This window comes from Vulcanococcus limneticus LL (assembly GCF_002252705.1).
Classification (GTDB): domain Bacteria; phylum Cyanobacteriota; class Cyanobacteriia; order PCC-6307; family Cyanobiaceae; genus Vulcanococcus; species Vulcanococcus limneticus.
This window is the reverse complement of record NZ_NQLA01000064.1, coordinates 1-13,410: the sequence shown is the minus strand read 5'-3', so window position 1 is coordinate 13,410 and position 13,410 is coordinate 1. Positions and strand designations below refer to the sequence as shown.

12 protein-coding genes are annotated in these 13,410 nt (G+C 68.6%); 9 read left to right on the top strand and 3 right to left on the bottom strand.

Features of this window, described 5'->3' with window-relative positions; all coding sequences use genetic code 11:
- The first annotated feature begins 63 nt into the window (after positions 1 to 63).
- The 3 genes from CJZ98_RS18500 to CJZ98_RS15825 all read left to right on the top strand — a co-directional run bounded on the left by CJZ98_RS18500 (position 64) and on the right by CJZ98_RS15825 (position 3,460).
- Positions 64 to 1,134 (top strand): response regulator, encoded by a 1,071-nt coding sequence (locus CJZ98_RS18500; RefSeq protein WP_408645526.1) that lies wholly within the window; start codon positions 64 to 66, stop codon positions 1,132 to 1,134.
- A gap of 394 nt (positions 1,135 to 1,528) precedes the next feature.
- Positions 1,529 to 2,638 (top strand): HD-GYP domain-containing protein, encoded by a 1,110-nt coding sequence (locus CJZ98_RS15830; RefSeq protein WP_094592087.1) that lies wholly within the window; start codon positions 1,529 to 1,531, stop codon positions 2,636 to 2,638.
- A gap of 300 nt (positions 2,639 to 2,938) precedes the next feature.
- Positions 2,939 to 3,460, top strand: a complete 522-nt coding sequence (locus CJZ98_RS15825; RefSeq protein ID WP_094592086.1) for a hypothetical protein — start codon at positions 2,939 to 2,941, stop codon at positions 3,458 to 3,460.
- Here CJZ98_RS15825 and CJZ98_RS15820 read toward each other — a convergent pair.
- Genes CJZ98_RS15820 through CJZ98_RS15810 form a run of 3 tightly spaced genes read right to left on the bottom strand, consistent with a single transcriptional unit; the run spans position 3,439 to position 7,918 of the window.
- Entirely contained in the window at positions 3,439 to 4,770 is a 1,332-nt protein-coding gene (locus tag CJZ98_RS15820; protein ID WP_094592085.1) for a cation:proton antiporter, read from the bottom strand. The genes CJZ98_RS15825 and CJZ98_RS15820 overlap by 22 nt on opposite strands.
- A gap of 17 nt (positions 4,771 to 4,787) precedes the next feature.
- Positions 4,788 to 6,497 (bottom strand): FAD-dependent oxidoreductase, encoded by a 1,710-nt coding sequence (locus tag CJZ98_RS15815; RefSeq protein ID WP_108723318.1) that lies wholly within the window; start codon positions 6,495 to 6,497, stop codon positions 4,788 to 4,790.
- Entirely contained in the window at positions 6,494 to 7,918 is a 1,425-nt protein-coding gene (locus CJZ98_RS15810) for a PhoH family protein (RefSeq protein ID WP_094592083.1), read from the bottom strand. The genes CJZ98_RS15815 and CJZ98_RS15810 overlap by 4 nt, the downstream gene beginning before the upstream one ends.
- 134 nt (positions 7,919 to 8,052) lie before the next feature.
- On the opposite strand from CJZ98_RS15810, the gene CJZ98_RS15805 reads away from it, so the two are divergent.
- From CJZ98_RS15805 to proB, 6 genes are all read left to right on the top strand, one after another.
- A complete protein-coding gene (locus CJZ98_RS15805; RefSeq protein WP_094592082.1) occupies positions 8,053 to 9,228 on the top strand; it encodes a F420-0:Gamma-glutamyl ligase in 1,176 nt (391 codons plus the stop codon).
- A gap of 67 nt (positions 9,229 to 9,295) precedes the next feature.
- Positions 9,296 to 10,426, top strand: coding sequence for a hypothetical protein (locus CJZ98_RS15800; RefSeq protein ID WP_232756543.1), 1,131 nt, complete (start codon positions 9,296 to 9,298; stop codon positions 10,424 to 10,426).
- Between the two features lie 4 nt (positions 10,427 to 10,430).
- Complete coding sequence (gene ruvX, locus CJZ98_RS15795) at positions 10,431 to 10,946, top strand: Holliday junction resolvase RuvX (RefSeq protein WP_232756542.1); 516 nt, start codon at positions 10,431 to 10,433, stop codon at positions 10,944 to 10,946.
- 19 nt (positions 10,947 to 10,965) lie between these two features.
- Positions 10,966 to 11,538 carry a DUF3727 domain-containing protein gene (locus CJZ98_RS15790; RefSeq protein ID WP_094592080.1) on the top strand — a complete coding sequence of 191 codons (573 nt, stop codon included), beginning with the start codon at positions 10,966 to 10,968 and terminating at the stop codon, positions 11,536 to 11,538.
- Positions 11,539 to 11,644: 106 nt separating this feature from the next.
- Positions 11,645 to 12,184, top strand: a complete 540-nt coding sequence (locus tag CJZ98_RS15785; protein ID WP_232756541.1) for a YqeG family HAD IIIA-type phosphatase — start codon at positions 11,645 to 11,647, stop codon at positions 12,182 to 12,184.
- 38 nt (positions 12,185 to 12,222) lie between these two features.
- A complete protein-coding gene (gene proB, locus CJZ98_RS15780; RefSeq protein ID WP_390902058.1) occupies positions 12,223 to 13,377 on the top strand; it encodes a glutamate 5-kinase in 1,155 nt (384 codons plus the stop codon).
- The last annotated feature ends 33 nt before the right edge of the window (positions 13,378 to 13,410 follow it).

Below are 13,410 nucleotides of genomic sequence, written 5' to 3'. Positions count from 1 at the left end.
GGGCGTACGCCCCTGGAGGCAGCTCAACAGGGAGTTGCAGCATGACCACATCCACCCACTCTCATAAGGACTGGACCGACAAAGGGGGTCACGTCAAATCAGCTGATCGCAGTAGAACTGCTCCGTGCCGTAGGTGGCCAGGTTGTTGTCGCTCAGAATGGACTGGAGGCCCTGGAAGAACTGGCACGGACACCATCCCCCTTCCATGTGGTGCTGATGGATCTGGCCATGCCGGTGATGGATGGATGGGAAGCCACCCGCAGAATCCGCTCGGAAAGCCGCTGGCACGCCCTTCCGATTCTGGCGATGACAGCCCATGCCTTTGCCGAGGAACGGGATCGCTGCCTGGCCGCCGGCATGCAGGATCACCTGACCAAACCGATCGACCCCGATCGGCTCTATCAGGCCTTGACGGCCTACAAGCCAGAGAGCAACGCTCCATCACCATCAACCTCACCACCAAGACCCAGCCTGGATCCCCCCTCAGCCGTGAACCCGGGGGCCAAGCCTCTGGAAGCACTCCGCGAAGCCGGCTTGGATGTGGCCGGGGCACTGCGGCGGACAGCTGGGGACGAAGCGCTCTACCTGAAGCTGTTGAACAGTTTCGCCAACACCCAGAGAACTGCCGTAGAGCAACTGGAACAGGCCCTCGGGAGCGGAGATCACACCACAGCGGAGCGCCTGGTGCATACGATCAAAGGGGTGGCAGGCAATCTTGGTGCCATGGCGCTGCACAGGAGCGCCGATGCACTGGAGCAGGCTCTGCGGGAGGGAGCCCCTGCAGAAACAGCTCAGCAGACATTCAACCAGTCTCTGACCTCCACGGTGCAACTGCTCGATGCAGCACTCGGCCAGACAGTGCTGGCAAGCAGCACTGAGACAGATCAAGCCGGCCCTGCAGAGGCCGCTCCAGACCAGGGCCTGGCCGACACCCACAGGGAACTGCTCAACACCCTGGCCAGCCTGATCGACTGCGGTGACGGCGAGGCCATTGAGCTTGCAGCGCGGGAGCAGACCCTGTTGCAACGGATTCTGGGAGATCAGGTGTATGCCCAACTCCATAGACAGCTCGAGGATCTGGAATTCGAAGCGGCCCTCTCCACCCTGCAAACCGCCTTGGGAGGCCCCCTCTGAACCCAACGCTGGCCACTTTGGGCAGCGAGTGGGCAGCGAGTGGGCATTGAAGAGCAGATCTGCCGCAAGCCTGCTCCTGGAGCATGAGGTTTTGTATCACGTGCAGCGGTGGGCGAACCGCAGGCCTCTTAGACGCCCTCCAGGATGGTTAGCATGAAATGTGATGTATAACGCACTGCTGCTCCTGTCTTCCCCAGCACCATACGACTTTCCCCCGGAGATCGACAATGGTTGTCTCCAGATGCATCCACCACTGGCAAGAAAAAGAGAAGCGCAGGACGAGACGATCGATCAGCAACAGCGATCAGCAACAGAGATGCGGCACCGAATCCCTTCTGAGAGGAAACTCACTCAGAGGCTACAGAACGAATCCTGATCCCGAAACCCACCAGGCATGAGCCAAAGCCCTTCCACCAAGCCACTGGTCATTGCCGTTGACGATGCCCGTGAAAGCCTGCAGCAGATCAACAGCCTGCTGAAAGAGAATTATCATATTCGCATGGCGACAAGCGGTAGCGCGGCACTGCGCAGCATCAGACAGCAACCCCTTCCAGACCTGATTCTTCTGGACATCATCATGGAAGGGACAGATGGGTACGAGGTCTGCCGCATCCTGAAAGAAGACCCAGAACTTCAAGATATACCAATCATCTTTCTCACCTCCCGCACCGAGATACATGACGAGGAGAGGGGGTTTTCGTGTGGCTGCGTTGATTACATCACCAAGCCGATCTCTCCCTCCATCCTCCGCGCTCGGGTTGCCACCCACGTTGAACTGAAGCGTGCTAGGGATGTCCTCAAGGACAACAATACCTATCTCACCTCTGAGGTGATCAGGAGGACTGCTGAGGTGGAGGCGGTTCAGGACACCACCATCCTGGCCATGGCCTCACTGGCAGAAACCAGGGACAACGAAACGGGCGCCCACATCAAACGAACCCAGCAATATGTACGCGCACTGGCCAAGTATCTCCAATCAAGCCCAGCCCATGCCGCCAAACTCTCGGACGAGCAGATTGAGATCCTCTACAAGTCTGCGCCACTGCATGATATTGGCAAGGTAGGCATACCAGACTCCATCCTCTTGAAGCCAGCCGGCCTCACTGCCGAGGAGTTTGACATCATGAAAACCCACACCACCCTAGGTAAGATCACGATTGAACAGGCTGAGGAAGCCCTGAATTCTCCAAGTTCATTTCTGCTCACAGCCAAGCAGATTGCCTACAGCCACCATGAGAAGTGGGACGGAAGTGGCTATCCACAGGGCCTGAGTGGCGAAGCGATCCCGTTGGCAGCACGCCTCATGGCACTGGCAGATGTCTATGACGCCCTGATCAGTGAGCGGGTCTACAAACGCGCTTTCTCCCATGATGAATCGAGCGCCCTCATTGTCGAAGAGAGCGGCAGTCACTTTGATCCTGAGGTGGTGAACGCTTTCCTCACCCTCTCCGATCAGTTTCAGGCCATTCGTGGTCAGTATCAGGACCATGTGCCTCTGCCATAGATCCCTGATCGACTATCTGGATCTGCCTCCCAGCCCTAGAGCCAGGCCAGAAGCCGAGGGGTCAGTGGCATGCCTCCCTGTCGGGCTGCCTGTTCAAGAGGCCTGGACACCAGTCGGAAGCGATCCAGCGGCGGAACTGCTCCGACCAGACAGCACTTCGATCAGGGCTGTCGGCGCCGCCTCGCATCCAGCGACGCCACCCCCGGAGCTGGGCAGCAGCGGCGCCTGACTGGTCGCGCAGCGGGGGTTGCCAGGCGTCGGCTGACCGAAGCAGCATGGGCAAGGGACCGCAGGATCAGCATGGCCATCCCGGATCTGCGGCAGTTCACGATCAGCAAGCCCGGCCTGCTGCTGATCACCGCTGGCGTCGCCCTGGTGGTGCTGGCCGTGAGGAGCTGGGATCCGGTGGGGCCCCAGTCGCTGATCTGTCGCCATCGGGACGATCCCAAGGGGCTGATCAATTTCCGGGTCACCGTGGGCCGAGGCGAGGATCGGGTTCGCTTCGCCGATGGGCAGACCCTGCCTGTTGAGACGTCCCGCGATCAGATCACCTTTCTGGAGAAGGAGTCCAACAGCTTCCACCTCAGCGACAGCGACAGCGATGAGGCGGGGCTGGGGATGGGCAGCCGGGAAGAACGGGAGCTGGGCATCCCTTCCGTGGCCGCCCCGATGGTGGTCCATATCGACCGTCGTCACGACGTGGAGCACCGCACCACGATCGACCGCCATCGCCTCACCTTCCACGAGCAGGCCCTCACCAAGGGAGGCCAGCCAGGGGAGGTGATGATGGATGGCCGCTGTCAGCCGGTGGCAGCCGGCTGAGCTGGACGCAGCACCAGCCGCAGCAGCACCGGCGCCAGGAAAGTGGTGCCGATCACCATGATCAGGATCGCCGCCTCAAGCGCCGGGTTGAGCAGGCCGGCCTGACTGCCGAGGCCCAGGAAGATCAGGCCCACCTCCCCCCGCGGCATCATCCCGAGCCCCACCAGCCAGCGGTTGGTGGGCTCGGCAGAGCGGTAGCTGAAGCCGGCCGCCAGCTTGGTGAGAACGGCGATCACCAGCAGGAACGCCGCCACCACCAGGCCCTCGCGGTTGGCCGGCTCCAGCGGGTTGAGCACCGCCAGATCCATGGTGGTGCCGATGAGCACGAAGAACACGGTGGCGAACAGGGCCACCAACGGCTGGATCGCCACCTCGATGGCATGGGCATGGCGCGAGTTGCTCAGCACCAGTCCGGCGGCAAAGGCCCCCAGGGCCGCCTCCAGGCCGATGGCCTGGGCGGCGAAACAGCCGAGGCACAGCACCAGGAAGGCCACCGCCACCGCCTCTCCCGGGGCCTTCAGCCGATCGAGCAGCCCATCGAACAGCGGTGCCGCCTGCCGGCTCAGCAGCAGCGACACGGCCACGAACACGGCGGCGGCCGCCAGCAACTTGAGGATCGGTGCGGCACTGATGCTCCCCCCGCCAGCCAGGGACACGACCACCGCCAGGATCACGATGCCGAGGATGTCATCGAGCACGGCGGCACCGATCACGATCTGGCCCTCGCGGCGCTTGAGCACCCCGAGCTCTCCGAACACGCTGGCGGTGATGCCGATGCTGGTGGCGGTCATGGCGGCACCGGCGAACAGGGCCGGCAGCAGCGGCATGTGGAACAGCAGATGCAGCCCGGCGGTGCCCAGGGCCAGGGGCAGCAGCACCCCGGTGAGCGCCACGCCGATGGCCTGGGCCGCCACGGCGATCAGCCCATCCAGCTCACATTCCAGGCCCGTGAGAAACAACAGGGCGTAGAGGCCGATGCGCGAGGCCGATTGCAGGTTCGGGAAGGTGTCGTTGTAGATCGCGCTCACCTGATCCGGCGCCAGATGGGACAGCCCCGCCACGGCCCCCACCAGGGCTCCATTGAGCTGGGCCCCGAGTTCCGGCGGCAGGATCAGGTGCAGGCCCGAGAGGCCGATCAGCACCCCCGCCACCAGCTCACCCAGGATCGTGGGCAGCTGCAGCCGCACCATCAGCTCGGCCAGGGCGCGGGCCGCGAGCACGATCAGGGCGAAGCGCCCCACCTCGATCAGGGTGTGGGCCACCTCCACGCTGTGACCGCCCAGCTCCAGCAGCAGTAAAGGGACCTGCATGCACGGAGCCGCCGAAGTCAGGCGACCGTAGGCGCAAGGGGCAGGTGGCGCCAGCCCCTGAAATAGTCAAGGGCCAGGAGTGGGTCGGGGGCCTGGCAGCGGAAGCCCACGCGGCTGTCCGGCCGGACCACCAGCAGGGTGGGATCGACCACGCCGAGGCGCGCGTGCACCAGCCCCTCGGCATCGAGCAACCAGCGCCGAGACGGCAGCGGCTCCCAGCCTGCGGTGCTGATGAACCACACCCTGGCCAGGCTCTCCAGGGCCGCCAGCCACTCCGGTGCCAGCTCCACCCGGGTGGCGTCCGTGGCCAACCAGAGCAGCACGAAATCCGGCTGCCGCAACAGGTCGTAGAGGCGGCTCACCCCCGGCTGCCCCTGCAGGGGCCCGGCATCCGGCAGGCGATCCCCGGGGTGGGGGCCAAGCCAGCTGGGCTGTGACTCGCCACCGGAGCGATCGCCGCCGGTGCCAGCGCCACTGGAGCCCTGCCAATGGGAGCGCACGATGGGGCTCGGGCCGTAGCGGAAATCGAGCTCCGATTCGGCCAGTGCCGCCTGGTAGCGATCCTGGGGCGAGACCATGCCGGCCATCAGCAGGCGCTTGACGCGCTCCACAGCCGGGCGCTGATCCGGCACCGCCCGCAGCTGTTCGGCGGCATCCCCGGAGGCGCCGAAGGCCTCCACCACCGGCCGGCGTTCCGGCTCGTAGGTGTGGATCAGGTCCTCATCCGCAGCCCCATCGAGCACCAAGGCCAGCTTCCAGGCCAGGTTGAAGGCGTCCTGGATGCCGGCATTCATGCCGTGCCCCTCGATCGGGCTGCAGGCATGGGCCGCATCCCCCGCCAGCAGCACCCGGCCGCGGCGGAAGCTGCAGCTGACCTGCCGGTAGGTGCGGAACAGCATCGGCTCGTCGTGGTCCACCAGGGCCGCCCCCGGAGCCAGCGCGGTCAGGGCGGCGGCGATCCGGGGCAGCAGCGCCGCAGGCTGGCCCTCGAGCTCGGCATCCGCGCGGAAGTACACCCGCCAGCGATCGGGGCCGAGCGGCAGTGGATTGAGCGACGGCGGCTCGATCTGCACCGCCCCGAAGCGGGGATCGTGGGGCCAATGCTCCAGACGGCCGTCCACCACGCCCCAGAGCGTGTCGTAGGCATGGCCCTCCACCGCCATGCCGATCAGATCGCGCACGCTGCTGCGCAACCCATCACAGCCCACCACCCAGTCGGCCTCCAGGCTGTGCACGCGGCCATCACTGGCCTCCAGCCGGGCCGTGAGCGGTCCACCGAAGTCCGGCTCCGTGCCGTCTGAACCAGGGCCGCTGAGGGCGGTCAGGGTCCAGCCGCGATGCACCGCACCCCCGCAGTCGAGCAATCGTCGGGCGAGGATCTGCTCGGTGATGTGCTCGGATAGATTGAGATCGAAGGGATAGCGGCTGTCGATCGAATCGAAGCGCAGGGTCACGCAGCGCTGGCCGTAGGCAAAGATATTCACACCATCCATGCGATGGCCCCGCTGCAAAAACTCCTCCACGAGTCCCAGCGCGTCGAAGATCTCCAGGGTGCGGCTATGGATCACCGTGGCCCGATCCCAGGGCAGTGGCTGGGCCCGGCGATCCACCAGCAGCACCTCAACCCCGCGCCGCACCAGCTCCAGCGCGGTCGTGAGGCCGGTGGGTCCCGCCCCGACCACCAGCACCCGGATGCGCCCCGGCAGCACGTCGGCCGCAGCGCTCACAGCAGGTTCGCCGCCAGCTCCGCCAGTTCGGAGCGCTCGCCGCGCACCAGGGTCACATGGCCGGCGAGGCTCTGGCCCTTGAAGCGCTCCACCAACCAGGTGAGGCCATTGCTCTCGGCGTCCACGTAGGGGTTGTCGATCTGGTAGGGATCCCCGGTGAGCACGATCTTGGTGCCCTCACCCACCCGCGTCACGATCGTCTTCACCTCGTGGGGGGTGAGGTTCTGGGCCTCATCCACCACCATGTACTGGCGCGGGATTGAGCGGCCGCGGATATAGCTGATCGCCTCCACTTCCAGCAGGCCCATGCCCTTGAGGTCCGTCCAGTTGCTGCGGGGCTGGCGGTGGCCGGCCGGCCGGCCGGCGCTGCCGCTAGCGCTGCGGCCCGATCCGCGCCCCTCCTCCTCCGAACTGCGGCCCAGCAGGAAGTCGAGGTTGTCGACGATGGGCTGCATCCAGGGGCCCATCTTTTCCTCCAGGGTGCCGGGCAGAAAGCCGATCTCCTTTCCAAGGGAGATCACCGGCCGGGTCACCAGCAGTCGGTCGTAGAGGTGCTCATCGGCCACCTGGTGCAGGCCAGCCGCCAGGGCCAGCAGGGTCTTGCCGGTGCCGGCCTTGCCCACCAGCGTGAGCAGCTGGATCGCGGGATCGAGCAGCAGATCCAGGGCGAAGGTCTGCTCGCGGTTGCGGGCGCTGATCCTCCCCAGCCGCGCCCGCTGAACGCGCTGCAGCGGGAACAGGGAGCCGCGCTTGGCGTCGTAGCGGGCCAGCAGGGTGTGGCCCGGCTGCAGCTCATCCACCAGGGTCACGCCCTCGTTGGCCTGCAGGGACAGGCCCGTGGCCTCCAGCGCCGCCTGGATCTCAGCGAGCGGCAGCCCGCCGTCACCCTTGATCGCCTCCATCTGCTGGGCGCTCACGGGCAGATCGCACACCCCGGGGTAGAGGTCGGCGATCGTCACCTTGTCGGTGGTGTAGTCCTGGGCCGTCAGGCCCACGGCATCGGCCTTGATGCGCAGGTTCGTGTCCTTGGTGACCAGCACCACCGGCTGCTTGTCGCCGCCGATCACCCCCTGGCGCAGCTGCTCCAGCGCCACCGCAAGGATGTTGTTGTCGCCGTTGCCGCCCTTGAGTTCGGGGGGCAGCTGATCGAGGGTCTCGCGGCGGCAGAACACCACCTGCAGGGTGCCGCCGCTGCCCGCATCGATCGGCACGCCGTCGGCCAGGTTGCCCTTCTCGCGCAGGGCGTCCAGCAGCCGCGACACCTGCCGGGCGTTGCGACCCTTCTCGGCCGGATCGCGCTTGAAGCGATCGATCTCCTCCACCACCTCGATCGGGATCACGATCGCGTTGTCCTGGAAGCGCGTGAGGGCCTGGGGATCGTGCAGGAGGACGTTCGTATCGAGAACGTAGGTCTTGCGCATGGGGCCCGCTCCGGCGGCGTAGTTCGCACCGTACGGCGCTGGATCCAGCCGGCAACGACCCCGCCACCAACCGCCGCAATCGGTCCCGCAGCCGGCGGCGCGGCCTACGCTCCGGCGGTCCCTGAAGCTCCAGCGTGGCCCCGCTGTTTTCCGTTCTGCTGATCGCGCTGCTGCTGTTCGGCCTGAGCCTGCTCTGGCTCGAACTGCGCCATCGGCTGCGGCCCGCCTCGCCGCTGGAGCTGCGCTCCTCGGCCTGGAAGGTACTGCGCCAGGACGACGGCGTGCTGGTGAAGGGCACGCTCACCATCCACAACCCCCATCCCCGCATGGAGGTGTTCGTGCCGGAAATCAGCGTGAAACCCACCCTGCTGGGCCGCGGTGACCTCAAGGCCGTGCGGATCAGCAGCGAGATCATCCCCAATCACCCGGATGAGCAGGCACGGGCCGATGGCTATTGGTTCGCCTACATCGTCAAGGGGCGCAAGAGCACCGAGGCGAAGCTGCGCCTGAAGATCACAGCCCCAGCCGGAGTGGACCTCAAGGCCCTGCTCGACACCCTCTGGGTGGAGATCCTCTGGGTGAACTACGGGCCATTCGGGCGGCTGCAGCGCCGCGACGCGGTGCTGGTGCCCCTGCGCCGTCCTGCAGCTGCGACCCCCGCCAACGCCCAGTGGCGCGCGGGCGATCACTGCCAGGTGCTGCCGATCCGCACCCACCTGCTCGGTGTGCTCGACGATCCAGCCGAGGTGCTGCGCCACTACGCCGGCGCGGTGCTGCAGCCCGGCGACATCCTCACCATCGGCGAGACGCCCCTGGCGGTGATCCAGGGCCGCTACCACCACCCGGAAACGGTGCAGCCCTCGGCCCTGGCGCGGCTGCTCTGCCGGGTGTTCCACCCCACCAGCTCGCTGGCCTCGGCCTGCGGCCTGCAGAGCCTGATCGATGTGGTGGGGCCGGCCCGGGTGCTGGTGGCCTGGCTGGTGGGCACGGGCCTCAAGCTGGTGGGGCTGAAGGGCTGGTTCTATCGGCTGGCGGGGGATCAGGCCCGTCTGATCGACGACATCACCGGCACCACCCCCCCCTACGACCAGACGATCGTGCTCGGCCCCGAGCGACCCGCCGCCATCTGCGCCCAGCTCGCCGCCGACCTGGGGGTCGCCGTGGCCGTGGTGGATGTGAACGACCTGGGCCGGGTCAAGGTGCTGGCCGCCAGCCCCGGCACTGACGAGGAGCTGCTGCAGCGGGCCCTCAGGCCCAACCCCGCCGGCAACGCCAACGAGCGCACGCCGCTGGTGCTGGTGCGCCCATAGCCGGCCCGGCCCCATACGATGGGGATGAGGCCTGTCGAGCGGGGCCGTAACCCTGCCGAGCGCAAGCGTGTCGACCACCCGAGCGGTCCCGAGCAGCAGCCAGCCATCGGCCAGCCCCACCAGTGGCGCGGCCGGAGACCCCTCCGTGGGCCCCCTGCCGCCGCTGCGGATCGAGCCCCTGCAGGGCTGGCACCTGCCCCTCCTGCAGGACCCCTCCTTCCTCGATCTGCAGCCGCTGTTGCAGCTCGCCCTGCTGCTGCAGGGCCCCGAGCGACTGCTGCGCAGCCTGGTGGCGCGCCGTGCCCTGGCGCCGGATGTGCTGCTCGCCTACCGCGACCCGCAGCGCCCCCTGGGGCTGATCGTGAGTGAGCGGCTCAACCGCAGCGGCAGCTGCTGGCAGCTGCTGCACCTGCGCAGCAGTGAAGCCGTGCTGGCCGCCCCTGAAACGGGACGCATGGCCCTGGAATCGGCCCTGGTGCGCGAGGCGATCCAGCGCAGCCGCAACGCCGCCAGCTGGATCGCCACCAGCTCCAGCTGCGACGACGCCCGACTTGCCCTGCTGCGCCAACAGGGCTTCCAGCCCCTGCGGCACGAGACCCTCTGGCGCTGGCAGCCCCAGCCCAGCGGCAGCCACGCCGGCGACCAGCCAGGGGGTCTGCCGCAAACCCTGCCCGCGGACCTGCAACTGCAGCCCCTCACCCGCCGCACGGCCGGCCTGATGTGGCACCTGGAGCAGGCGGCCCTGCCGGCCCAGCTGCGCCAGCTGCTGGATCGCCGCGTCGAGGATCTGCTCGACCAGAGCCAGGGCCCCAGCCTGATGCTGGTGGATGCCTCCCGCCAGACGGCCGTGGCAGGCGCCCGGCGACTGAGACCAGGCAGCCGGGGCCTGCCGGAGCTGGAACTCACCCTGCACCCGGGCTGGCAGCACCTGCTGGGGGCCCCACTGCAATTGCTGCTGGAGCGCAGCGCCGCCGGCTGCGACCAGCTGATCGTTCGCAGCGACATGGGCGACAGCGAGCGCAGCCGCTGGCTGCAGAGCCTGGGTATGGCCCCCGAGGGCGAGGAGGTGGTGATGGCCCGCAGCGTCTGGCGGCGCCATTCGCCCCAGCCCAGCGCGGCGGTGGTCCGCCGCCTCGATGCGGTGCTCGGCCAGCTCCAGCCCCGCCAGCGGCCCCTGCCCACGCCGCTGGGGCGCTGACCCCGTGGCCCCCCACCGCCCCCGGCCCCGTTCGGTGCTGGCCCTGGATGTGGGCCGCCGCCGCATCGGCCTGGCGGGCTGCGATCCCCTCGGGCTCACCGTGACGCCGCTGGCGGCATTGCGCCGGGGCCGCTTCCCCGCCGATCTGGCCCTGCTCGAGCCCCTGATCCAGCGGCGCCGGGTGGAGGCGCTGGTGGTGGGGCTGCCCCTGGATGCGGCCCAGCAGCCCACGGAGCAGGCCGAGCACTGCCGCCGCTACGGCGAGCGCCTGGCCCGCCAGGTAGGCCTGCCGCTGGCCTTCGTGAACGAGCACGCCAGCAGCTGGGCCGCCGGCGAACGCCACGGCCTCCACGGCGACCGCAGCGGCGCCCTCGACAGTGCCGCCGCCGCCCTGCTGCTGGAGCAGTGGCTGGCCGAAGGGCCCGAGCCCCAGGCCCTGGCCAGTGCACCCAACCCGGCCGATCCGGTGGGCACTCGGCCACCGGAGCTTGGCCCCGGGTCCGACGCCCAGGCATCCTGAGGGCATCTGCCTCTCCCCCATGAGCTCCGACGGCCCCTCCACCTCCGGCTCCGGCGATGTGCCCACGGTGCTCGTGCGCGACGGCCAGGGCCGTCAACTGCTCTGCTTCCTCGAGCAGTTGATCCCCCTCGACGGCCACGACTACGCCCTGCTCACGCCGGTGGACACCCCGGTGTGCCTGGTGCGGATCGCCGCGGACGACGACGAGGAGGACGAGGTGATCGAGGAACTGGCCGGGGCCGAATCGATCCTCTCGGTGGCCGATGTGGTGCTCCAGGAGCACGACCTGACCCTGGTGCGCTCCGCCGTGACCCTCACGGTGAGCGGCGAACTGGAGGAGCCCGACCCCGACGAGGTGGACCCGGAGGACCTCGAGGGCGATGAGGACGACGACGACAGCGACCTCTACGAGATGCTGATCCAGTTCCGGGCCGAGGGCCAGGAATACGGCCTCTACATCCCCCTCGATCCCTTCTTCGTGGTGGCCCGCCTCGAGGGCAGCGAGGGGGTGCTGGTGGAGGGCGAGGAGTTCGAGCGGATCCAGCCCCGCATCGAGGCCGAACTCGATGACCGCGAGCAGGCGGAGGACTGAGCCGGCCCCTGGGCCGGCAACAGCCTGGACAGGCAAAGGTCTGGCCAGGCTGCTGACCAAGCGACTGAATCCACGACAGAGCGGACACCCAGCCAACCCCGATCCCTTGAGCGACGCGCGCCCCTTCCCCAGCCAGCTGCAGCGGCTGCTCCAGCCCGACTGGCAGCCCGAGGCCACCGTGGCCGAACTGCCGCTGCAGCACTTCCTGGAACGGGGCATCCGCGCCCTGGTGCTGGATGTGGATCGCACCCTGTTGCCCCGGCGTGGCAACCAGCTTCCGGCCGCCGTTGAGGACTGGCTGCAGCGGGCCCAGGCCGAGCAGCTGCGACTGCATCTGTTCAGCAACAACCCCTCGCGCCAGCGCATCGGCTCCGTGGCCCGCCAGCTGGGGGTGGACTACACCACCAGCGCCGCCAAGCCCCGCCGCGGCGCCCTGCGCCGGGTGATGGCCGAACTGGCCATCCCGCCGGACCAGGTGGCGATCGTGGGCGATCGGGTGTTCACCGATGTGCTGGGGGGCAACCGCCTGGGTCTGTACACGGTGCTGGTGAGGCCGGTGAACCCCCAGGGCCAGCCCTGCCCCCACGACCGCTGGCAGCGGCTGGAGGTGCGCCTGGCCCGCTTCGCCGGTGCCGATCTGCACTGATTGCGCCACGACCTGACCTGAACCGAAACCACATGCCGATGCGTAGGGTCATCAAGGTGGGTACAAGCCTGCTGCGGGGCAGCGGGGGCCGCGGCACCGAGGCGGTGATCGCCGACCTGGCCGCCAGCCTCAGCGGCCTGTGGCAACGGGGCGAGCCCGTGGCGCTGGTGACCAGCGGCGCCGTGGGCCTGGGCTGCCACGCCCTCGGCCACGGCCAGCGCCCCACGGAGCTGGAGGCCCTCCAGGCCGCCGCCGCCGTGGGCCAGGGGCGGCTGATGGCCCTCTACGACCAGGCCTTCGCCGCCCACGGCCGCTGCGTGGCCCAGGTGCTGCTCACCCGCGGCGATCTGGCCTCGCGCCGCCGCTACCAGAACGCCTGCCGCACCCTGCAGCAGCTGCTGGCCTGGGGCGTGACGCCCGTGATCAACGAGAACGACACCCTCGCCACCGACGAACTGCGCTTCGGCGACAACGACACCCTCTCAGCCCTGGTGGCGGTGGCGATCGGCGCCGATGAACTGGTGCTGCTCACCGACATCGACAGCCTCTACTCGGGCGATCCCCGCAGCGACGCCGAGGCCCGCCCGATCCGCGAGGTGGGCAGCCTGGCGGAGCTGGAGGCCCTGGCGGGGGTGGCCAAGGGGGGCGGCCGCTGGGGCACCGGCGGCATGACCACCAAGCTGACGGCGGCCCGCATCGCCACCGCCAGCGGCATCCAGGTGCGCCTGGCCGATGGGCGCGATCCAGCGGTGCTGGAGGCGCTGCTGGCGGGCGGGAGCCCGGGCACGCTGTTCCGGCCCTCCCCCAGCCCCCTGGAGGGCCGCAAGGGCTGGCTGGCCCATGCCCTGCTGCCCAAGGGCAGCCTGCGGCTGGATGCCGGCGCCGAGCGGGCCCTGGTGGAGCGGGGCGCCTCGCTGCTGGCGGTGGGCGTGCGCCTGGTGGAGGGCAGCTTCAACCGCCGCGATGCCGTGCGGCTGCTCAGCCTCGATGGCCGCGAGCTGGGCCGGGGCCTGTGCGCCCTCAGCAGTGAAGAGCTGCGGGCGGTGATGGGCCGCAGCAGCGCCGAGGTGCGCCAGAGCTACGGGCCCGTCGGCGGCGCGGTGGTGCACCGCGACCACCTGGTGCTGACCCCCCCTCTGCCAGGAAAGTTGACGCCTCTCCATCCCGACCACTTTTTCCACCAGGGGGCTTGATGGAGCAGAGCAATGCGGCGTTACAGCGAGGCC

What these genes read in the sequence shown, in the direction of transcription:
- CJZ98_RS15830 (WP_094592087.1), top strand. Translation starts at nt 1,529, where the DNA reads ATGAGCCAAAGCCCTTCCACCAAGCCACTGGTCATTGCCGTTGACGAT.
- CJZ98_RS15825 (WP_094592086.1), top strand. Translation starts at nt 2,939, where the DNA reads ATGGCCATCCCGGATCTGCGGCAGTTCACGATCAGCAAGCCCGGCCTG.
- CJZ98_RS15820 (WP_094592085.1), bottom strand. Translation starts at nt 4,770, where the DNA reads ATGCAGGTCCCTTTACTGCTGCTGGAGCTGGGCGGTCACAGCGTGGAG.
- CJZ98_RS15810 (WP_094592083.1), bottom strand. Translation starts at nt 7,918, where the DNA reads ATGCGCAAGACCTACGTTCTCGATACGAACGTCCTCCTGCACGATCCC.
- CJZ98_RS15790 (WP_094592080.1), top strand. Translation starts at nt 10,966, where the DNA reads ATGAGCTCCGACGGCCCCTCCACCTCCGGCTCCGGCGATGTGCCCACG.
- proB (WP_390902058.1), top strand. Translation starts at nt 12,223, where the DNA reads ATGCGTAGGGTCATCAAGGTGGGTACAAGCCTGCTGCGGGGCAGCGGG.